This window comes from Veillonella sp. CHU740 (genome assembly GCF_003992055.1).
Lineage (GTDB): Bacteria > Bacillota > Negativicutes > Veillonellales > Veillonellaceae > F0422.
Map to the genome: position 1 here is coordinate 127,198 of NZ_RQVD01000001.1, position 19,919 is coordinate 147,116.

At 41.1% G+C, this 19,919-nt stretch carries 24 protein-coding genes and 1 riboswitch; all 24 genes read right to left on the reverse strand.

The window, feature by feature from the left end; genetic code table 11:
• Nucleotides 1-8: 8 nt before the first annotated feature.
• Nucleotides 9-419 (reverse strand): Holliday junction resolvase RuvX, encoded by a 411-nt coding sequence (ruvX, locus tag EO115_RS00560; RefSeq protein ID WP_126937050.1) that lies wholly within the window; start codon nt 417-419, stop codon nt 9-11.
• Nucleotides 419-679 (reverse strand): IreB family regulatory phosphoprotein, encoded by a 261-nt coding sequence (locus tag EO115_RS00565; RefSeq protein ID WP_126937051.1) that lies wholly within the window; start codon nt 677-679, stop codon nt 419-421. The genes ruvX and EO115_RS00565 overlap by 1 nt, the downstream gene beginning before the upstream one ends.
• A gap of 53 nt (nt 680-732) precedes the next feature.
• Nucleotides 733-3,342, reverse strand: a complete 2,610-nt coding sequence (gene alaS, locus EO115_RS00570) for an alanine--tRNA ligase (RefSeq protein ID WP_126937052.1) — start codon at nt 3,340-3,342, stop codon at nt 733-735.
• A 59-nt stretch (nt 3,343-3,401) separates the two neighbouring features.
• The gene (locus tag EO115_RS00575; RefSeq protein WP_126937053.1) at nt 3,402-4,205 is read right to left on the reverse strand and encodes a metal ABC transporter permease; all 804 of its coding nucleotides are present in this window, start codon (nt 4,203-4,205) and stop codon (nt 3,402-3,404) included.
• 1 nt (nt 4,206) lies between these two features.
• Nucleotides 4,207-4,917, reverse strand: a complete 711-nt coding sequence (locus tag EO115_RS00580; RefSeq protein ID WP_126937054.1) for a metal ABC transporter ATP-binding protein — start codon at nt 4,915-4,917, stop codon at nt 4,207-4,209.
• Between the two features lie 71 nt (nt 4,918-4,988).
• Complete coding sequence (locus EO115_RS00585; protein WP_126937055.1) at nt 4,989-5,849, reverse strand: NlpC/P60 family protein; 861 nt, start codon at nt 5,847-5,849, stop codon at nt 4,989-4,991.
• A gap of 26 nt (nt 5,850-5,875) precedes the next feature.
• On the reverse strand, nt 5,876-6,814 hold the full coding sequence (locus EO115_RS00590; protein WP_126937056.1) for a glycosyltransferase family 2 protein: 939 nt from the start codon (nt 6,812-6,814) through the stop codon (nt 5,876-5,878).
• Between the two features lie 280 nt (nt 6,815-7,094).
• Nucleotides 7,095-7,916, reverse strand: coding sequence for a thiamine phosphate synthase (locus EO115_RS00595; RefSeq protein ID WP_164724011.1), 822 nt, complete (start codon nt 7,914-7,916; stop codon nt 7,095-7,097).
• The gene (thiH, locus tag EO115_RS00600; RefSeq protein WP_126937058.1) at nt 7,903-9,099 is read right to left on the reverse strand and encodes a 2-iminoacetate synthase ThiH; all 1,197 of its coding nucleotides are present in this window, start codon (nt 9,097-9,099) and stop codon (nt 7,903-7,905) included. The genes EO115_RS00595 and thiH overlap by 14 nt, the downstream gene beginning before the upstream one ends.
• Nucleotides 9,100-9,125: 26 nt before the next feature.
• Nucleotides 9,126-9,896, reverse strand: coding sequence for a thiazole synthase (locus EO115_RS00605; RefSeq protein WP_206168420.1), 771 nt, complete (start codon nt 9,894-9,896; stop codon nt 9,126-9,128).
• Between the two features lie 34 nt (nt 9,897-9,930).
• On the reverse strand, nt 9,931-10,506 hold the full coding sequence (gene thiF / locus EO115_RS00610; RefSeq protein ID WP_126937060.1) for a sulfur carrier protein ThiS adenylyltransferase ThiF: 576 nt from the start codon (nt 10,504-10,506) through the stop codon (nt 9,931-9,933).
• Nucleotides 10,507-10,701, reverse strand: coding sequence for a sulfur carrier protein ThiS (gene thiS, locus EO115_RS00615; protein ID WP_126937061.1), 195 nt, complete (start codon nt 10,699-10,701; stop codon nt 10,507-10,509).
• A gap of 258 nt (nt 10,702-10,959) precedes the next feature.
• Nucleotides 10,960-11,059: riboswitch (TPP riboswitch) on the reverse strand.
• 76 nt (nt 11,060-11,135) lie between these two features.
• Nucleotides 11,136-11,792 (reverse strand): coenzyme F420-0:L-glutamate ligase, encoded by a 657-nt coding sequence (locus EO115_RS00620; RefSeq protein ID WP_126937062.1) that lies wholly within the window; start codon nt 11,790-11,792, stop codon nt 11,136-11,138.
• 11 nt (nt 11,793-11,803) lie between these two features.
• On the reverse strand, nt 11,804-12,343 hold the full coding sequence (locus EO115_RS00625; protein WP_126937063.1) for a hypothetical protein: 540 nt from the start codon (nt 12,341-12,343) through the stop codon (nt 11,804-11,806).
• Nucleotides 12,344-12,351: 8 nt separating this feature from the next.
• Nucleotides 12,352-13,170, reverse strand: a complete 819-nt coding sequence (murI, locus tag EO115_RS00630) for a glutamate racemase (protein WP_126937064.1) — start codon at nt 13,168-13,170, stop codon at nt 12,352-12,354.
• Between the two features lie 3 nt (nt 13,171-13,173).
• A complete protein-coding gene (locus EO115_RS00635; protein WP_126937065.1) occupies nt 13,174-13,584 on the reverse strand; it encodes a thioesterase family protein in 411 nt (136 codons plus the stop codon).
• A 48-nt stretch (nt 13,585-13,632) separates the two neighbouring features.
• Nucleotides 13,633-13,977, reverse strand: a complete 345-nt coding sequence (locus EO115_RS00640) for a YkvA family protein (RefSeq protein WP_126937066.1) — start codon at nt 13,975-13,977, stop codon at nt 13,633-13,635.
• Nucleotides 13,978-13,995: 18 nt separating this feature from the next.
• Complete coding sequence (locus EO115_RS00645; RefSeq protein WP_126937067.1) at nt 13,996-15,069, reverse strand: hypothetical protein; 1,074 nt, start codon at nt 15,067-15,069, stop codon at nt 13,996-13,998.
• A gap of 78 nt (nt 15,070-15,147) precedes the next feature.
• Nucleotides 15,148-15,918 (reverse strand): SDR family NAD(P)-dependent oxidoreductase, encoded by a 771-nt coding sequence (locus EO115_RS00650; protein ID WP_126937068.1) that lies wholly within the window; start codon nt 15,916-15,918, stop codon nt 15,148-15,150.
• 11 nt (nt 15,919-15,929) lie between these two features.
• Nucleotides 15,930-16,709 carry a TSUP family transporter gene (locus EO115_RS00655; RefSeq protein ID WP_240628884.1) on the reverse strand — a complete coding sequence of 260 codons (780 nt, stop codon included), beginning with the start codon at nt 16,707-16,709 and terminating at the stop codon, nt 15,930-15,932.
• A gap of 85 nt (nt 16,710-16,794) precedes the next feature.
• Nucleotides 16,795-17,085 (reverse strand): YerC/YecD family TrpR-related protein, encoded by a 291-nt coding sequence (locus EO115_RS00660; RefSeq protein WP_126937069.1) that lies wholly within the window; start codon nt 17,083-17,085, stop codon nt 16,795-16,797.
• A gap of 215 nt (nt 17,086-17,300) precedes the next feature.
• On the reverse strand, nt 17,301-18,110 hold the full coding sequence (locus tag EO115_RS00665) for a MetQ/NlpA family ABC transporter substrate-binding protein (RefSeq protein WP_126937070.1): 810 nt from the start codon (nt 18,108-18,110) through the stop codon (nt 17,301-17,303).
• Nucleotides 18,111-18,121: 11 nt separating this feature from the next.
• Entirely contained in the window at nt 18,122-18,775 is a 654-nt protein-coding gene (locus EO115_RS00670; RefSeq protein WP_126937071.1) for a methionine ABC transporter permease, read from the reverse strand.
• Nucleotides 18,756-19,802 (reverse strand): methionine ABC transporter ATP-binding protein, encoded by a 1,047-nt coding sequence (locus EO115_RS00675; protein ID WP_126937072.1) that lies wholly within the window; start codon nt 19,800-19,802, stop codon nt 18,756-18,758. Before EO115_RS00675 ends, EO115_RS00670 begins: the two co-directional genes overlap by 20 nt.
• Between the last annotated feature and the right edge of the window lie 117 nt (nt 19,803-19,919).

Here is a 19,919-nt window from a genome sequence, read left to right on the forward strand (position 1 = left end):
TAACCTCCTTATGAACGACTATCTAAATAGCCTTGTAAAATGACAACTGCTGCCATCTTATCAATGACTTCTTTGCGTTTTTTACGACTTACATCAGCGGCGATAAGGGATTTTTCTGCCATCACTGTGGATAAACGTTCATCCCAAAATACAACCGGGGTGGAGATGACTTCTTTCATCTTCTCCACAAAAGCTTCCGTTTTTTCCGCCCGTTCCCCTTTTGTACCATTCATATTTTTCGGCATACCCACCACAATGGTGTCTACCTCATATTCATGGATTAATTCCGCTATACGCTGAAAGTCTTTTTCGTGGGATGTGCGGCGAATGGTTTCGATACCTTGCGCTGTAATATACAGCGCATCACTGCATGCTACACCTATGGTCCGACTTCCCACATCAAGTGCCATAATACGCATTATAATTGTTTCGCTTTCACATACTCTTTAACAAGTTCTTCAATGAGTTCATCACGTTCGATACTACGAATATCTTTACGTGCATTGTTGTAACTTGTAATATACGTTGGGTCTCCAGAAATTAGATATCCTGTAATTTGGCTAATCGGATTATATCCCTTTTCTGCCAACGCTTGGAACACATGTTGAAATACTTGTTCTGGTGTTAACGGTGTTGTTTGTACCGGTTTAATCACCATTGTTTTATCTGAAAGATTCATATAATCCCTCCTTATCCTAAGTGTTCTACTGAAAGTCGCATCTATGAATGCGATTATCCAACCATGGACTGGATTGCTTCTTTACCTGCTACTAAGGCTTGGTCCATCGCCGCTGGATCTTTACCACCAGCTTGTGCCATATCTGGACGGCCACCGCCATTGCCGCCAGCCGCTTGTGCTGCTGCTTTTACGATGTTACCACAATGGATGCCTTTGCCCACTACGTCTTTCGTAGCCATGCAAACGAAGTTTACTTTATCGTCACTAGCTGCACCTAATAATACTACGCCAGAACCGATTTTATCGCGAACCATGTCAGCCATGTCACGCAATTCGCCCATATCAGATACTGGTACAGACGCTACTACAGCTGTCACATCGCCTACTGTGAATTGACCTGCTAAGACACTATCAAGGTTGCCGCTGTTCAATTCTTTTTTCACTTGATCTAGCTCACGCTCTACGGCTTTCGCATGATCAAGCACTTGTTGCACTTTACCTACTATTTCTTGTGGTTTAGCTTTCACAAGAGAGGCAATAGATTTTACTGTTTGCTCTTCTTGTTGTGCTAAGGCAAGTGCTGCTTTACCTGTTACCGCTTCGATACGGCGTACGCCAGAGCCAATACCACCTTCAGATGTGATACGGAATTGACCGATAAAGCCTGTATTTTCTACGTGAGAACCACCACACAATTCGATGGAGAATTCTGGCACAGATACGACACGTACTTCGGAACCGTATTTTTCACCGAACAATGCCATAGCGCCTTTTGCTTTCGCCGCATCAATAGACATCGTTTCTACTTCCAATGTGGAAGCACGAAGAATTTGTTCATTTACCATATTTGTGATAGTTTGCAATTCTTCTGCTGTCACAGGGGAGAAGTGTGTAAAGTCAAAACGCAAATAGTCTGGCGTTACCAAAGAACCTGCTTGGTTGACATGTGTACCCAATACGGAACGCAAAGCAGCATGCAACAAGTGGGTGGCTGTATGGTTACGAGCCATATGTTGACGACGTTCTACATCTACTTCAAACGTTACTTCATCGTTCACAGAAATACTACCTTCTACTACAGTACCTACATGGTACGTAGTGCCTTCTGGTAATTTTTTCGCTGTATGCACTTCTACTTTACCCAATGGACCAACGATGAAACCAGTATCACCTAATTGTCCGCCTCCTTCTGCATGGAATGGAGTCGTTTTTACGATGATCGTCACATCTTGACCATCTTCCGCACGGTCGATAGCTTTCGCCCCTTCACCGATAAGAAGTACTGTGGATGCTGTAGCGCTTTCATCGTCAGAAATATGTTCATTGGATAAATGTGTAATATCTGGAGTGGCCACTTTTGCATCTACATCTTCACGAGCCTCACGAGCACGTGTACGTTGTTCGTTCATAGCGCTTTCAAAACCAGCTTGGTCGATAGTGAAACCAGCTTCGTGAGCGATTTCTTCTGTCAATTCCCAAGGGAATCCGTAAGTGTCATATAACTTGAACACATCTTGACCTGGTACAGTAGTCGTACCATCAGCCTTCAATGTATCCAACAATTGGCTTAACATATCAAGGCCAGATGCCAATGTTTGGTTGAATCGTTCTTCTTCATTTGCCACCACTCGTTTGACAAAATCTTGTTTTTCCACGATGTTCGTAATAGCTCCACCTAAGATATCTACTACGATATCTACTAATGGTACCAAGAATGGTCCTTGAATGCCTAATAGGCGACCATGGCGAACAGCACGGCGCAAAATACGGCGAAGTACATATCCACGGCCTTCATTGGATGGCAATACACCATCAGCAATCAATGCTACGATAGCACGAATATGGTCAGCAATAACTTTTAAAGAAATGTCTGTGCTCGCATCAGTATGATATGTAACACCAGCTTTTTTTGCTGTAGCTTCGATAATTGGGAAAATCAAATCTGTTTCAAAGTTGCTTTCTTTTCCTTGCAATACAGATGCCAAACGTTCTAAACCAGCGCCAGTATCAATATTTTTCTTAGCCAATGGTTCATACGTACCTTCTGCAGTACGGTTGAATTGCGTGAACACAAGGTTCCAAATTTCAAGGAATCGATCACAGTCACAACCTGGTGCACAGTTTGGATCATCACAACCACGTTCCGGTCCTAAGTCGTAGAAAATTTCACTATCTGGACCGCATGGGCCTTCTCCGATTTCCCAGAAGTTATCTTCTAAGCGACTAATGTGATTTTCTGGTAACCCGATTTCATTATGCCAAGTGTCATACGCTTCTTGGTCATCTGGATATACAGTGACATATAATTTTTCTTTGTCCAATTTGATGACTTCTGTTAAGAATTCCCATGCCCAATGGATGGCTTCTTTTTTGAAATAATCGCCAAAAGAGAAGTTACCCAACATTTCAAAGAATGTATGGTGACGTGCTGTACGTCCTACGTTTTCAATATCACCTGTGCGAATTGACTTTTGGCTTGTCGTAATTCGTGCACAAGGTGGCACTAATTTACCTGTGAAAAACGGTTTCAATGGCGCCATACCTGCACCGATTAATAACAAAGATGGGTCGTTATCTGGAACAAGAGAATAACTTTCTTGCTTTAAATGTCCTTTACTTTCAAAAAAATTCAAATACGCTTGGCGTAATTCATTTCCTGTCATGGTTTCCCTCCTAAAATTGTCTATTGCTTTTATTATATCATATACGGCGCTGAAAGTATCTACTTTCCTTGTACCATGGTCACAAAAAATGTAATGACATAGAGTCCAATAGCTGTGAGCACAATGGTCCCCCCAGGTGCAAAGTCAAGCCAAAAGGCGCTGCATAGTCCACCAATGACAGATAGTACAGAGTATACGGTGGCAATGCCCCATGTCGCTTTAAATCCTCGTTTCCATAAGTGTGCGGAGGCAACGGGCACAATCATAAGGGCACTGATCAACAGAATCCCTACTACGGTCATCCCCATCACAACGACTAAAGCAGTTAATACAGCAAAAATCATATTGACACGATTTACATTGATACCTACGGTACGAGCAATTTCTTCATCAAAAGAGGTGAGCATTAAAGAATGATAGACAAATTTCATAATAATCCCCACCAAGATAGCCACGGCGCCGATACTATAAATATCTGTCATGGTCACCGTCAAGATACTACCAAACAAGAAATTCAATAATCCTGTACTAGGCATCTTTACCATCGTAGAAAATACGATGGCTAAGGATAAACCACCATAAAAGAATAAGGCCATAATCATATCTGCATATTGTTTTTGGTAACGGCGTACTAATTCTATCCCCAACGCAGAGGTCACTGTCAATACGATGGCTCCTAGCGGTGGATATACTTTCAACAAGGATGCCCCTGTTACACCAGCAAATGCAATATGCCCTAATCCATCTCCGAGCATGGATTGTCGTTTAATGACGATGAACATGCCGATCAATGGGCACATAAGGGCTACTATCAACCCTGCTAAGAATGCACGTTGCATAAATGTATAGGATAAAATGTCCATATTAGCCTCCTACATGCCATGCCAAACGAGATCCTTGATGACTGTCCATAAAGCCTTCGCAAGGTCCATAGTAACATGCATGTCCATCCACACATAAAATCGTATCCGCCACTTCCATTGCTTCCGTTACATCATGGGTAACCATAATAACGGTAATATTTTCATTTTTTAAGGAGCGCAACACTTCATAAATTTTCTTACTTGTTTCGTAATCGATACCACTGGTTGGTTCATCTAGTAAGATATAGTTCGGTTTACGAGCTAACGCTTGGGCTAACATCACACGTTGTTGTTGGCCACCGCTGAGCTCACCAATGCGACGAGTTAGAAACTCTTGCATACCTACCAATTTCAACGCATCCAGTATGCGCCCTTTTTTATCTTTCTTCGGCACATGAAACAAAGCCAGTCCTACCACTTCTTCTACGGTGGCTGGAAATTGGGCTGCATTTTTATTGTAAATTTGCGGCACTAAGTGAATGAGCCCTTTCATTTGTGCTTCTTTAGGACTAATTCCATCTAAACAAAGGTGTCCTGCCGTAGGTTCTAATAAGCCTGCTACCATGCGAAGCCACGTAGTTTTACCAGAACCATTGGGTCCCACTACGAGCAAAAATTCACCTTTAGGAATCGTAATGGTCATATTGTGAATGACTGGCTGTGTTCCATAAGAAAATTGCACATCTTGTATATGAATACCTGCGTGTGTCATAGTTAACTCCTTTATGTTGCAACCGCATATATGGCAAAAGCTGTAATGACAGTATCATTACAGCTTGTGTATTATAGTACGCGTTTAGCGCCTACATAGCGTGGTCCCCAATAGCTATCATCAATATCTGCTACGGCAACACCGCTACTGGATGTGGCACTGATAAACTGTCCATCTCCAATATAAATACCCGAATGGGAAACCCCTGGTTCATAGGTTTCAAAAAACACTAGATCGCCGGGTTGCAAATTTTGTTTCTCTACTTTTTTTCCCACCGTGTATTGTTCATCCGCTTGGCGCGGCAATTGAACGCCCACTTTCTGAAAGACATGACGAATGTATCCAGAGCAATCGAAACCTGCTGGGGTAGTACCACCAAATTTATATGGTACTCCTGTAAAGGTATTTGCATAGGTCAATATTTCCTTTACGTTTCCTGAAACTGGTACAGTTCGCAATGGTTTCGCTGTATGATTCGTCACCTTATGTTTCACTTGAACCGTTGCAGGTTTGCCTTGTGTAGTCGGTTTCTTTTGTTGCTTCACAGATGTCGTAATAGCTTTTGAATTGCCTTCCTTTTTCGCTTGGATTTTCGCCATCAACTCTGCATCTTTTTTTGAAATTTCTTTCACCTTCGACACTGTTTTGGTGGCGCTAGGCATCGGTTTACCCATCAGTTTTTTATAGGTCGCGTCACCTAAGATACCATCTACTGGCAAGCCCTGATCTTTTTGATACAATCGTACGGCCCACTTTGTATTGGCATCATATTCGCCTGTTTCTCGTGCTTTGTAGCCAGCCGCAATCAGCTTCTTTTGAATGGCTACAATCTCACTTCCCGTATCACCATATTGATACGCCCCTTGTACAGAGGCACCTAATATACCTACAAATGCAGCAAGTATTAGGCATTTCTTTGTATACCCTGTCATAGAGACTCCTCTCGTAGTGTATCTGCTTACTTACGTTCTAAGTCGCAGTTTATGGCATCTTTCACCCAATATAATGGTCGTTGTTTCACTTCTTCAAAAATTCGTCCTACATATTCACCGATAATACCAATACCCACTAGTTGTATGCCTCCTAAGAAGAAGATTGCCACACCAAGTGTAGCCCAACCGCTGATAACATTATCGGAGAAGAAATGAACGAATAGAATATGTCCAATCATAATGAGGCTCAATAGTCCACATAATAGTCCAATGTACAGCGCCAAACGCAAAGGCACTCGTGAAAATGCCGTAATTCCATCTAAGGCAAAGCGCATCATTTTCTTAACGCTAAATTTTGAAGTCCCTGCAAATCGTGGAGGGGCCACAAAATGGAATTCATGCTGTACAAACCCTAAGTCACCTACGATGCCACGCAAGAATCTGCCGTGTTCTCGAAATGTTTTCAAGACTTCTAAAGATTTGCGATTCATCAAACGGAAATCGGATCCACCTTCAACGATAGGTACATTGGCTAATTTATTTAATATCTTATAGTAGTATTTAGACGTAAAGGATTTGGCCCAGCTTGCATCTTCTGTGGAGTCACGAATGGTACGAACCACGTCGGCTCCTTCCTCCCAATGCTTAACTAACTCAGGAATCAACTCTGGTGGATGTTGCATATCTCCATCCATAGTAATCACCGCATCACCTTTGGCATAATCAAGCCCACAAGTCAACGCCAATTGATGCCCAAAGTTACGCGCTAAGAGCAATACTTTTACCTTCGGATCTTCTTTACCAATATAGCGCAACATAGCTGCACTATCATCACTCGACCCATCATCAACGAAAATAATTTCATGGTCATAGTCAAGAGTTTGCAATACTTCTTTTACTGTCGTATAAAATTTTCGAATGTTATCTTCTTCGTTATATACAGGCACAACAATGGATAGTAACATAGATCCTCCTTTTACTTCTTTACCTATCTATTTTACAGGATTGAGCCATCTTTTGCAAACTACGCTATATATGGCGTTCTTTCTCCGCTTTTGCACCTAGAACGTAAAGGGCGAACGCCATACACTTCTCCACAAATTTACGTTCCACTGAGAGTGCTCCGCTGTATATGGCGTTCTTTCCCCGCTTTTGCACCTAGAACGTAGGGAGCGAACGCCATACACTTCTCCACAAATTTACGTTCCACTGCGATTTGCTCCGAAGTGTATGGCGTTCTTCTATCTATATATTGCAATGCACTTGCTTCATGAAATCAGACATAATAGCTACGCCATTGAATGTATGATTTAAGCATTCAATATAATTATTCTTATGTATACCACCTAATGCAACTCCTTTGACATATGGGTAATGATTCTTCATTTGTTGTAGTAATGTTTCCCCTCTACTAACACCAATACCAGGATGTCCTTCTTTACATAGTGTAGGAAAGATAGGACTAATCAAGACACACTCCAAATTAGGGATGCCTGACGATGCTAACAATCGGATATCCTCTTCATCATGCACTGTACTCCATAGTGTTACGGCATTCCACTGTTGTTGCAGTGCATTCCACAGTTCTTGCTTTTCCAATTGCCAATAGCATATGAGGTTACTTGGTATATGAATCCGCTTGGCACGTTCCAAAACGATCGCTAATTCCTCACGATTGGTAATGACTTTACCATGGTATACTACGGCATCCCCTATAGCATCACATAACTGAAGATACTCATGAAAGGGTAGGTCCGTGTCACGACACAGGGTGTACAGACTACTGTGATTTCTCATCCAACTATCTGCTTTAACACTATCTGACCTCTCCTTATGCAATCTATTGCTATCAAGATTCCCGCTTACTGTAGATGTATATGAGCTATGTATATTACATGGTAAACTGCTTTTTTCTATAGTATTAATACAATGTTTACCATACTTTTGCATTATTTCTACTGCTCTAGACAGTGCTACACCATATGTTGCTAGGCTCATATCACCTTTCAGTAGTTGTCGATTCGTAATGACCACTAAGGTATCTATGGTTGGATTATCGCTCTTCATAGAGTACATCCACATAATCACTCATCACCACTTGCATACCTAGGGCTTTCACATCTTCCATTGCTTCCGCTACAGTTCTACTATCAGCGATTTCAAATTGAGCATCCCCTTCTTCTTGTTTCTTCTCTTCTGAAGAATGTTCTCCAATACCTGTGCTCACGCCAGCTGAAAGTTTTGTCGCTGCCAATGGCAATACGCCATTTCTGAATCGAGCAGTCTCACGAGTTGAGATTGTAATATTGGCATAAGGCAAGAACAACCGATAAGCCAGAATCACTTGCAATAATTGAGCTTCCCCTACATCACCGGGGTTAATAGTATCATCATTGACGATCGGGCGAAGTCGAGGACATGAGATACTAATTTCTCCATGGGGATACGCGCGCTGCAATAGATGTGCATGCAAGGCTGTGGCAAAGGCATCTTTTCTAAAATTGTCCAATCCCAACAAAGCCGCTAGCCCCACACCACGCATGCCGCCTCGTAAGGCACGCTCCTGCGTTTCTAGTCGGTACGGAAATACACTTTTATTGCCCAATAGATGCAATGTTTTATACTTTTCCCAGTCATAGGTTTCCTGAAAAACAGTCACATAATCACAGCCACATGCTCGCAAGTATTCATAATCTGCCACATTAGCAGGATATATTTCAACACCTACTACTTTAAAATATTTTTTTGCCAATTCACAGGCACGACCAATGTACGAGATGGGACTATGACGCTCGCTTTCACCAGTAAGAATTAAAATATCTTGCAATCCTGTTTTTGCAATATTCTTTAGTTCTTCTTCAATGCCTGCTTCATCTAATTTAGCTCGATGAATTTGATTTTTACAGTTAAATCCACAGTACACACACAGATTATCGCAATAATTCGAAATATATAAGGGGGTAAACAAATAGACAGAGTTTCCAAAGTATCGTGTACGCACTGCTTTTGCTTTCTCTGCCAAGTCCTCTAAAAAAGATTCTGCCGCGGGAGAGAGCAAGACTTTTAATCCCTCTACATCAATGGTATCTTCTTTGAGAACACGGCGCACATCATCAGCCGTATAGTGGTCATACGTATAGTGTTCCCGTTCTCGTAATACAGTGTCTAAAATAGGGCTTTCAATTTGGTCCATATGGGGGCGATAGGTCCAACATGGATCCTCTATATGAGGTCTTGTTGTAGTAGACATGACATTTCCTTTCTATAAGCGTTCCATTACCGTAAAAATCCAGTCAAAGGTGAAGATGCACTTCCCCCTACTTCAAGGGTTGGCCCTAGTTTTGACAAATATGCCAATCGACCTGCTTGGATGGCTAAGCCAAATGCTTTTGCCATGCCCCGAATATGACCTGCGGAAGCGACTGCTGTATTGGCCATAATCGCTGTGACGCCCATTTCCATAGCTTCTGCAGCCTGGGATGGAGCCCCGATGCCTGCATCTACAATAATAGGCAAATCAATTTCATTCACCAATATTTTGATAAATTCCTTCGTTTGTAAACCTCGATTAGATCCAATTGGTGCTGCCAATGGCATCACTGCCGCTGCTCCTGCATTCACTAAATCACGAGCCACTTCTAAATCTGGGTACATGTAAGGCATAACGATAAACCCTTCCTTGGCCAATATTTCTGTAGCCTTAATAGTTTCTCCATTATGTGGAAGGAGGTATTTAGAATCTTTCATAATTTCTATTTTCACAAAATCTCCGCAACCTGTGGCCCGTGAAAGTCTAGCAATGCGTACTGCTTCCTCTGCATCTCTAGCACCACTTGTATTAGGGATTAATATAGTATCTTTCGGGATAGCATCTAATATATTTTCTACATCTCCACCCACCGCACGGCGCAAGGCAAGAGTAATCATCTCTGCTCCTGCCTCTTCTAAGACAGCTTCAATTAAATCAATAGAAAATTTACCAGACCCCAAAATAAATCGGGATTGAAATGTATGACCACCTAAGGTCCATGTATCTTGTGCTTGCATTGTTGCTACAGATTGTGACATATCCAGAGCCTCCTTAATCAATATCTTCTCCATGTAATAATTGAATCACTGCATTTGCCATGTGCCCTGCGCACACCATCACACGAGCTGCTGTAATTTTTCCAATAGAATCGATATCGCTTACGCCATCTCCACAAAGGTACCAACGATGGTGTCTGCGCTCGCGACGGATACCATTACTATCACCCCAACCGGCCATGCCAGAGCAGCCTACTAGTAGTGGCTCTGTAGGATGCGTTAAAATGACCTCTGTCATCCACGCTTTTGTCACAGCTTGGTCTACGGCCTCCACAATCATGTCATGGCCTTCTACTAACTCTGCCAATCGCTCCGGTGTTAATCGTTCATCATGAGCGATGACTGTACAGTTTGGATTCATTCGATTGAGATGGGCTTTCATAGCCTCTACTTTCACAACCCCTACATCATTCACATCGTAATATTGGCGACCTAGATTGCTTTCATCTACTACATCAAAGTCCACGATTTCCAATTGTCCAATTCCAGCACGACATAAAGCCGCAGCTACATGAGAGCCTACGCCACCAACACCAATGAGAAGTACTTTTTTATCCCCTAATGCTTGCATTTAGCCACCTCCTACGAATGTAACTACTTCCATCGTATCTGCGGCACTTACACGTGTAGATGTCCAATCCGATTTCGAAAGAATCTTACCATTATATTCCACAACAATACGATCGAGGCGGAATTGCAATGCTTCCAATACCTCTTGTACAGTTTGACCCGTATATTCATAATTGTTTCCATTTACTTTCATCATGTCCTCCTTATTATGTGCAGATATACGCTGCTATCCACCACACTGATACTGCATTCAACACACTATCACATCTTAATACAAAAAACAGCACGAAAAACCATACCCGCGGTGGTATGCCCCTTCATGCTGTAGCACTCTATCGTCTCACTATTCTGTTCCTCTTGTACATCCACTTAGATGTACCTTCATTCTGTACCTATCTGTAATAACCATCCTGTGAAAGATACAAAAAAAGGACATCCTGTTGGATGTCCTCGGTATGACGAATCAAACTTATCCTACGTTGGCATTATCCAAATCAGGTTATGGGTCAAAACTATCGTTTACTCTCAGCCACAAGGCTCCCCAAAGTTCACTTTCAGTATACGCTGATACGACATATTTTGCAAGTATGTGTATCAATCTTTCTGCCTATTAGAGTATGTACTCTCGCATTATCCTCTGCGAGCAGATACAGAGGCATAGTTTTTAATCACTACGATCGGCGTCATTTGACTGTCATTACCAAATGGATTATCAATCAAAATCTGCGCAATTTGTTGTGGTTTTAGCCCACGACTATGACCTAAAATCGCAGCTCGTTTCAAGTCATTCACATCCGCTACACAAGCTCCATAGGCTCCCGTAGCTTTCATAATAGCATCTGCTACTGCATGTGGTTGCTTCGGCCCATACACAATGCATTTATCAAATGGTGGCATAGTACCTGTCACGTCATCAGTTAAAGACGCAGTACGTGCCATTTGATAAAACACACCAGACTTTTTAAATAGCTTTGCCACAGCCCCACACACAAAGGCGAACATCATTTTCCATTCCCCTTCTTTGTCCATAGCTGCCTGCATACCATATACAGAAGCCATCGAACCATCAGGATGAATGAATCGATTTAAAAATTTTGCTTGCCAAGATAGACGTAACTCTTCTGGTCGAGTAAACTCTCGTTGCGTAATAGCCACTACGGATTCTGCGACACACACAATATCTTCAGGTCCCACATACGGGCCTGCAAACTCTACGATGGCTTCTACGATATCATCTTTTTCAGTTAAAATGCGCGTAGGTATTGGTAAAAGTTCTAATTCTGCCATAGTGCCACCTCCTATTTACGCATAGCTACTTCTAACTCTTCTGCAGTTAGAGTAATTCTAGTTTTTGAAATACGGTATTCCTCACGGCCTACTACTTGATGATAAATGTCGATAGGCATATTTGGGAAGCCCACTACATCTTTACGAATATTGCCATTTTTACCTGTCAAAATAACACGTAAGCGAATGGTTCCCCCTTTTCGTTGTTTATACACTAAGGCTTCCCAATATCCATCATGGCGTTCTTTATTCGCATCTGTCAGCCAAGAATGAATTTGCACATTGTCAAACTGCTCTTGTGGTAATAAATGGCGAGGAAACATATCCATAATCGTTCCATATTGTTTGCCTTTATTCACAAAGGGAATATCTGTTGTTAATACAACTTGATCAAAGCTAATATCTTCTACTACAAATGGAGTACGACGCTTCACTAAAATCGTAATTCCTTCATTTCCTTGGCGCCATGCAAACACGCGATATGCAATATAGATAATCGCAATGATACAAGCAATCCACACAAGGGTATCTAATAGTGTGTAAATATACATAGTCCCTCCTATAATGTAACTAGCTCAGCCCGCAATGTAGTGTCACAGAAAATTTCTTGTACAATCGGTGTGACTCTCTCTGCATGACTTGTTACATAAATCTTCATAGAACCAATTCGACCCGACTCTCGTTCCAAGTCTTCTCCATATAAAATAGCCCCTACTGCATCTGATGTTTCCCATGCAGGGTCTACAAATCGAATTTGATGATTCGTTAACTCCCGGAGTACAGGTTCCACCAAAGGATAATGGGTGCAACCTAAAATCGCGACCTCCACCCGAGCTTCTAACAATGGTTTTACATAGGCCTCTGCACAAGAGCGCAATTCATCATCGTTTAAATGACCTTCTTCGATACAAGCCGCTAAGTGTTCACAACCTTGCTCCACAACTTTCGCATGTGGTTTCAAACTGTGAATCGCATCAAGATGTTTATGGCTTCCAATCGTAGCTACTGTCGCCATAATCCCCAATGGACCTTTTAACTTACCTTTCATCTTGACCCGCAACGCATCATGAATCCCTTGTGCCATTCCTACAATCGGTACTGAAACATGGTGCGCCAATGTATCTAACGCTACTACGGAAAAGGTATTACAGGCAATTACGATGAGTTTGACCGGCTGCGCTACTAAAAACTGTGCAATCTTAGTAGCAATGGTTTTAATTTCTTCTATCGGTCTATTGCCAACAGGATTGTTAGCACTATCTCCAACGTAGACAAAGTCTTCTTCTGGAAATTCCTCTCTTAGCACCGATAATACAGATAATCCACCAATACCAGAGTCAAACACTCCGATTGGTAAGTCTTTCTGTATGGGCGTCATTCCCTATTCCTCCTCTGCTACGGCTTTCATAGGTTTGAAAAATACATCTGGCAACCGTACAATTTTTCCGGTTTCTTTAGAAGTAAACACATTCTGTGTTTCCCCTGTGCAAATAAGAGCCTCATCTGACTCTCGTATGATTCGATACGTAAATGTACATTGTGCGCGAGACAAAGATGCCACTTGTAATTCCACACGTAATACATCATCAAAACGAGCTACTTCTTTATATTCACAGCTCACTTTTGTGATGGGAAATACAATACCTTCTTGCATCATATCCCACAAACTAATACCACAGCGGCGAAAATATTCAATTCGCCCCATCTCAAACCATCGTAAATGATTCGTGTGGTGAGCAATCTCCATCATATCCGTTTCATAAAATCGGACACGTAACGATGTAGAAATCATGTATGTTACCTTTCCTATGCAAGAAGAGGCTCCAAGGAGCCCCTTTTACTAATCCATTGATCCAATAGGCACAAATTTTTGTGCTTGTTCTTTATGTGACGCTTTGATATATCGGTTAGCTACTTTCATAGCGATTGCCAATACGGCTACATCATCTAACCAACCAAGGCCCGGTATACTATCAGGAATAAAATCGATTGGTAGCACCAAATATCCTAAGGCACCAGCAATTACTCCTTTTACGAACTTAGGTGTATCTTCATCACGTAAACAATAATACAGCATAACTGCTTTTCTAGCAAACATAATATTACGGCCCATACGATTTATAGTTGCTAAAAATTTGTCAGATGTAAAGGCTTTTCCATACTTAAGGATTTGTAATAGTTTCATTAGTATCAACCTCTCTGATTAGTTTTTGAACTTATCTTTAGTTTGTTCCGCTAAATCGATTGCTGTTTCTTTGACAACTTCTGCTTTTTCACGAATTTCTTGTACTGCCTCTTGCGCTTGATCGATTGCTTTCGCTGCCACTTCAGAGGCTTTTTCTTCGATTTTTTGCAATGTTGGTTCTACTGTTTCTTTTACGCCTTGTACGACAGTGGCTGCTTTTTCTACAACTGGTTCCACTGCAGTTTGTAAGGATGCATTCAAAGACTGGCTCACAGATTCTGCTTTTTCATACGCTACTTGTGTGTACATATTCGCTTTAGAAGCCGATGTACCAACCACAGCAGCTGTTAAAGAGAATGCTTCTGCTGCTAATATTTTTAATAAAGAGCCTACACCACTTGCTGCATGACGAACATTGTCCAACAATTCATCATTACCGCTTTTTTCTAGTGTATCTTTTACGGTAGCACCCAAGATAGAGAATACACCTAGAGCCACATCTTTTACAGCTCCCATATTGCTTAACACATCAGAAGAAATGAAAGAGCTAGCAAAGTTTTTTGCGCCCCCTAAATAGTCGCTACCAGAGATATTCACATCACCCAAGAAATCTGCAGATTCATTTCCCAACGGTTTGTCACGAAGAGGCGTGTTGGCCAATGTGACTACTGTTTCTTTATTATGCTCATAAATTTGAACTAATCGATCACGATACTCTTCAAAATTTGGACACGCTGGCATGCCATCTTCCACCCATTTAGCAGCCATTTTACCAACGCCATAGGTAATCGCTGCTGCCACTGGCACACGTACCACAGCCGTTGGTACCAATGTGCATAACAAGGATGCTACCGCACTTCCACCAAGGCCTACTAAAAAGCTAGTAACACCATTGGTAACAGGACATTGTCCATGGGCCTGTGCAATACGAGTTACCATATATACATCATTTGCCAATAAACCTGGATAATTAAATTTTGGCAGCGCTGCAATACCCGCAGCACGTGCAGCTGCCCAACGGCAGATTGCTTCTACTTCTTCTTGTACATTTGTTTGAGTTAGTTCCCCTTGATTGTAGTTCAACTGTTCCATATCTGACTCCTATACTTACAACGATACGCTAAGTGTCAATGTACTTACTACCCCTATTGTATCAAATTTCACCATGAATTACCAACTTGTTAATCCGCCATCTACTGTCCAAGCTGCGCCTGTTACAAAAGAGGCTTTTTCACTGATTAAAAATGCAATGACTTCTCCCACTTCATGAGGTTGAGCAATGCGTCCCAATGGATAATGTAACGCCATTTCTTCTTTCGCTTTGGCAATATCTCCCGATGGTTCATTGGCCAATTGCTTCGCCACTAACGATGTGTCTACATCTCCCGGGCACACGCAATTGACACGCACCCGATGAGGTGCCATCTCTAAGGACAAAGACTTTGTAAAGCTTACCACAGCTCCTTTAGATGCACCGTATACTGAGCACGCCACATTCCCTTGCAATCCTGCATCGCTGGAAATTGTGACAATACTACCATGTACTTGTTTCAAATACGGTGCCGCTGCCTGGCACAAGAACACAGTCCCTTTCACATTTGTCCCTATCATCTCATCAAAGCTTTGTTCATCCACCTCCTCTAATAAACATTCTTCATAATATCCAGCGGCCGTAACAAGTGCATTGAGATTGCCAAATAGTTGAATCGTTTCTTCAACGATGCGTCGACAATTCATCACTTTACTCACATCACCTTGTACAAATCTAACTTTTGAAGAAATCCGCCGTAATTTTACAACAGCTTCTTGACCATCTCTTTCATTTCTACCATTGATGACTACACACCAACCTTGCTCCAATAGTAGTTCTGCTGTGGCAAACCCAATACCAGAGGTGCCTCCGCTAATGAGCGCCACCTGATTATCAGAAAACGCTTTCATATTCGCTCCCATTATATGATTCCTTGTGAAAGTAAATAATCATAGGTTAATTTTAATAACATAGCTAAGGACATAGTAATAAATAACACACGCACTAAGCCAGCTCCTTTTGCCATCGCTAATTTAGAACCAGTCGTAGCACCAATAATCTGTCCAGCTGCTACGGCTAATCCATATCCATAATGCACTTGATCCATCATCATAAAGACAACCAAGGACCCAAAGTTACTCACTGTATTTAGCGCCTTTGCATTACCGGAAGCTCCTAAAAAGTCATATCCCATAAACAGAAAATAAAAAATCAAAAACATCCCTGTTCCAGGTCCAATAAATCCATCATAGAGCCCAATGATAATGGCCATTCCCATGTATGCTAGTAGCTTCCAACCATGCATACGTTCTACTTGGGAGATAGCACCCCAGTCTTTTTTCATGACTACAATGACTAGTACGACCAGTAATAAGGCAATAATAACGGGTTTTAAAAATGTCGGTGGCACATAGACTGCAATATAGGCCCCGGTCATAGACACGATAAGAGTAAATGGCATAATCCATTTTAAAAATGACCAATTGACTAATCCATTCCTAGCAAAGTTAATCATGGCTGTACCAGACCCAAAAACACTAGAAAGCTTATTGGTTCCTAGACAGGTTGCGATAGGTAAATTTGTCAGCATAATAGCTGGCAAGGAAATCAGGCCTCCGCCTCCCACGATAGAATCTATAAACCCTGCGAGGGCTCCTGTAAAAAATAAAATCCCACCAATGAGCAATTCACTTTCCATCATATAAAGCCCTCCTCTCTTAGGCATGACTATCATGCATTTCTTCACATAGTTTGAGACTTACAAACTATACTGTATATCTTTTCATCTATTCTATACGGGGTAGTATTTTATTATACCCATCTGCCCCATAATTTAAGCATCGTTTAACACGGCTAATTGTTGCTGTACTAGCCCCCGTTAATTCTACGATTTGATCATATCCAGTGCCAGACTTTAATAATCTAGCTACTTCTAAACGTTGAGAAATCGACTTCAATTCTCCGATAGTGCAAATATCTTCAAAAAATTCATAGCACTCATCCATTGATTCCAAGGATAAAATGGCTTTAAATAATTGGTCATGCATCGGATTTTTTAATTTTTGATTAGATCCCATAGGTCCTCCATTGGTTCTATTCATAATGTACTTTATTACCCTATCATTATACCATATCAAATGACTTACATATATCATATAATTGATTTTTATTTATTGATACTATGATTACCATTAGCAACCTTGATTGCTTTTGAACTATTCATTATGTAGTAAAGAAAAAGGATAGACAATGGAACTCCATCATCTATCCTTGTATAGGTAGTTTTTATATATTAGAATGCAGGAATAATCGATCCTTTAAATTCATCTTGAATGAATTTGCGTACTGGCTCAGATTGGTAAATAGACAATAATTTTTTATATGTTTCATTATCTACATCTTCTGTACGAACAGCCATTACGTTAGCATATGGAGAGTCTGTACTTTCCACTACAACAGCATCTTTTTGTGGATTTAAACCAGCTGGAATTGCGTAGTTTGTGTTTACTGCTGCTACGTCAACGTCGTTCAAAGAACGAGCAATTTGTGCCGCTTCTAATTCACGAATATCAATATTTTTAGGGTTGCTTGTAATATCTGCTACGGAAGATTTAACATTCCCCCCATCTTTTAATGTAATCAAACCAGCTTGTTGTAACAATAACAAGGCACGACCACCATTGGTAGGATCGTTAGGAATCGCTACAGTAGCGCCATTTGGCACATCTTTCAAATCTTTATATTTGTTAGAGTAAATGGCCATTGGTAACAAGATTGTTTTACCGATAGATTGAATTTTCAAACCTTTATCTTTTACTGTGTTATCCAAGAATGGTTGATGTTGGAAGGAATTTACCTGTAACTCTTTTTGATCCAACGCAATGTTTGGTTGGATATAATCGCTGAACTCAACGATTTCGATGTTCAAGCCTTGTTTTGCTGCTTCTTGTTTTACAAATTCCATAACTTTTGCATGCGGACCTGCTGTCACACCTACTTTAATTGGCGCATCTGCTGCCTGTTTTGCATCTTCTTTACCACATCCTGCTAGTAAAAGTACTAAGGATGCAATAGCTAATAAACCGACTAAAATACGTTTCATGTATATCTCCTTTATTTTTTATTTACCTTGCGAGATAAATAGTCACCTAAACTTTGGATGACTTGGACTAAGACAATTAAAATAACGATAGTTGCTAACATCACATCACCTTGGAAACGTTGGTATCCATAACGGATAGCAATATCCCCAAGACCACCACCACCGATAGCACCTGCCATAGCAGAATAGCTAATCAAGTTAACGATCAACACGGTAATATTGTCAATCAATGTTGGCAATGCTTCTGGTAGTAATACTTTCCAAATAATTTGCAATGGAGTAGCCCCCATGGACTGCGCTGCCTCAATAACACCGCCATTTACTTCTTTGATAGCTGTTTCTACTAAACGAGCCAAGAATGGGATTGCCGCCAAAGTTAATGGCACGCAAGCTGCGGTAGTACCAATGGATGTGCCTGCCACTAAGCGAGTAAATGGAATGATAGCTACCATCAAAATGATGAACGGAATGGAACGTGTGGCATTTACGATAGCACCTAGCACTTTATTCACTGCTTCATTTTGCATAATATGACCACGGCTTGTAATCACTAAAATCACGCCCAATGGAACCCCTAATAGAACGGCTACTACTGTAGAAATCACCGTCATTTGTACAGTTTCTAAGAAACCTTGCAGCAATAAATTAATGATTTGCTGTGACATAACCGATCACCTCGCTTCCAATTGGTAAATTATGTAAGTAGTCGATAGCCGCTTCTGATTTAGATCGCTCACCTTTTAATTCCACAATCAAATGACCAAAGCTCATATCTTGGATGTAATCTACACCACCAAATAAGATATTTACATCTGTATCAAACTTACGGATAATACTTGCCACTACTGGTTCGTCCGTCACATTACCTTTAAATGTCAATCGAACAATCGGATTAGCACCTTCTACCCACGTTTCATTCATCGTTAAATGAGCCAACGCGTCTTCTGGCAAATCATGAGTGATGATAGCAGACACGAACTCTTTCGTAGTGGCTTGTTTTGGTTCTGTAAACACATCCACTACCGGACCTTCTTCGATGATAGTGCCACCCTCGATAACCGCTACACGATCACAAATTTCTTTGATGACATTCATTTCATGCGTGATTAACACGATAGTCAAGTTCAATCGACGATTGATATCTTTCAATAATGCCAAAATAGATTTTGTCGTTTGTGGGTCTAATGCAGATGTAGCTTCATCACATAACAACACTTTTGGATTACTAGCTAAGGCACGAGCAATACCAACACGTTGTTTTTGACCACCGGACAATTGAGATGGATAGTTATCTAAGCGATCCGACAATTTAACAATGTCTAAAATTGGCAAAATACGCTCTCTAATTTCTTCTTTGGACAATCCTTGTAATTCCAATGGAAATGCCACATTTTCATAGACTGTGCGGGATGAAAGCAAATTAAAGTGCTGGAAAATCATACCGATGTGTTTGCGTTCTTCACGAAGTTCTGCTGTGTTCAACTTCGTTAAATCTACACCGTCCACAATAACGGTTCCAGATGTAGGGCGTTCCAACATATTGATACAGCGAATCAAGGTAGATTTACCAGCACCAGATTGTCCGATAACACCAAAAATTTCGCCTTCTTGTATAGTGACATTAATTTCTTTCAAGGCTTCCACACGGACAGCACCTTCATAGACTTTTTGAATCTGTTTAAGTTCTATCATGAAATCCTCTCCTTTTCAAACTAAATAAAAAAGAGCCCTCAGTTACCTAAGAGCTCTTGGGTATGCATAAATTGTACAATGTGAGTAGACAGACTGTCAATAATTCCCACTATACTA

Bases quoted from the DNA above. Each gene is read 5' to 3' on its own strand.
- alaS (WP_126937052.1), bottom strand. From the start codon at position 3,342: ATGACAGGAAATGAATTACGCCAAGCGTATTTGAATTTTTTTGAAAGT.
- EO115_RS00590 (WP_126937056.1), bottom strand. From the start codon at position 6,814: ATGTTACTATCCATTGTTGTGCCTGTATATAACGAAGAAGATAACATT.
- EO115_RS00625 (WP_126937063.1), bottom strand. From the start codon at position 12,343: ATGTATATTTACACACTATTAGATACCCTTGTGTGGATTGCTTGTATC.
- EO115_RS00585 (WP_126937055.1), bottom strand. From the start codon at position 5,849: ATGACAGGGTATACAAAGAAATGCCTAATACTTGCTGCATTTGTAGGT.
- EO115_RS00660 (WP_126937069.1), bottom strand. From the start codon at position 17,085: ATGGGATCTAATCAAAAATTAAAAAATCCGATGCATGACCAATTATTT.
- EO115_RS00635 (WP_126937065.1), bottom strand. From the start codon at position 13,584: ATGATTTCTACATCGTTACGTGTCCGATTTTATGAAACGGATATGATG.
- EO115_RS00640 (WP_126937066.1), bottom strand. From the start codon at position 13,977: ATGAAACTATTACAAATCCTTAAGTATGGAAAAGCCTTTACATCTGAC.
- EO115_RS00575 (WP_126937053.1), bottom strand. From the start codon at position 4,205: ATGGACATTTTATCCTATACATTTATGCAACGTGCATTCTTAGCAGGG.
- thiH (WP_126937058.1), bottom strand. From the start codon at position 9,099: ATGTCTACTACAACAAGACCTCATATAGAGGATCCATGTTGGACCTAT.
- EO115_RS00675 (WP_126937072.1), bottom strand. From the start codon at position 19,802: ATGATAGAACTTAAACAGATTCAAAAAGTCTATGAAGGTGCTGTCCGT.
- EO115_RS00655 (WP_240628884.1), bottom strand. From the start codon at position 16,709: ATGATGGAAAGTGAATTGCTCATTGGTGGGATTTTATTTTTTACAGGA.
- EO115_RS00665 (WP_126937070.1), bottom strand. From the start codon at position 18,110: ATGAAACGTATTTTAGTCGGTTTATTAGCTATTGCATCCTTAGTACTT.
- EO115_RS00645 (WP_126937067.1), bottom strand. From the start codon at position 15,069: ATGGAACAGTTGAACTACAATCAAGGGGAACTAACTCAAACAAATGTA.
- EO115_RS00650 (WP_126937068.1), bottom strand. From the start codon at position 15,918: ATGAAAGCGTTTTCTGATAATCAGGTGGCGCTCATTAGCGGAGGCACC.
- ruvX (WP_126937050.1), bottom strand. From the start codon at position 419: ATGCGTATTATGGCACTTGATGTGGGAAGTCGGACCATAGGTGTAGCA.
- EO115_RS00565 (WP_126937051.1), bottom strand. From the start codon at position 679: ATGAATCTTTCAGATAAAACAATGGTGATTAAACCGGTACAAACAACA.
- EO115_RS00605 (WP_206168420.1), bottom strand. From the start codon at position 9,896: ATGCAAGCACAAGATACATGGACCTTAGGTGGTCATACATTTCAATCC.
- thiF (WP_126937060.1), bottom strand. From the start codon at position 10,506: ATGCAAGCATTAGGGGATAAAAAAGTACTTCTCATTGGTGTTGGTGGC.
- EO115_RS00670 (WP_126937071.1), bottom strand. From the start codon at position 18,775: ATGTCACAGCAAATCATTAATTTATTGCTGCAAGGTTTCTTAGAAACT.
- EO115_RS00580 (WP_126937054.1), bottom strand. From the start codon at position 4,917: ATGACACACGCAGGTATTCATATACAAGATGTGCAATTTTCTTATGGA.
- EO115_RS00620 (WP_126937062.1), bottom strand. From the start codon at position 11,792: ATGGCAGAATTAGAACTTTTACCAATACCTACGCGCATTTTAACTGAA.
- murI (WP_126937064.1), bottom strand. From the start codon at position 13,170: ATGACGCCCATACAGAAAGACTTACCAATCGGAGTGTTTGACTCTGGT.
- EO115_RS00595 (WP_164724011.1), bottom strand. From the start codon at position 7,916: ATGAAGAGCGATAATCCAACCATAGATACCTTAGTGGTCATTACGAAT.
- thiS (WP_126937061.1), bottom strand. From the start codon at position 10,701: ATGATGAAAGTAAATGGAAACAATTATGAATATACGGGTCAAACTGTA.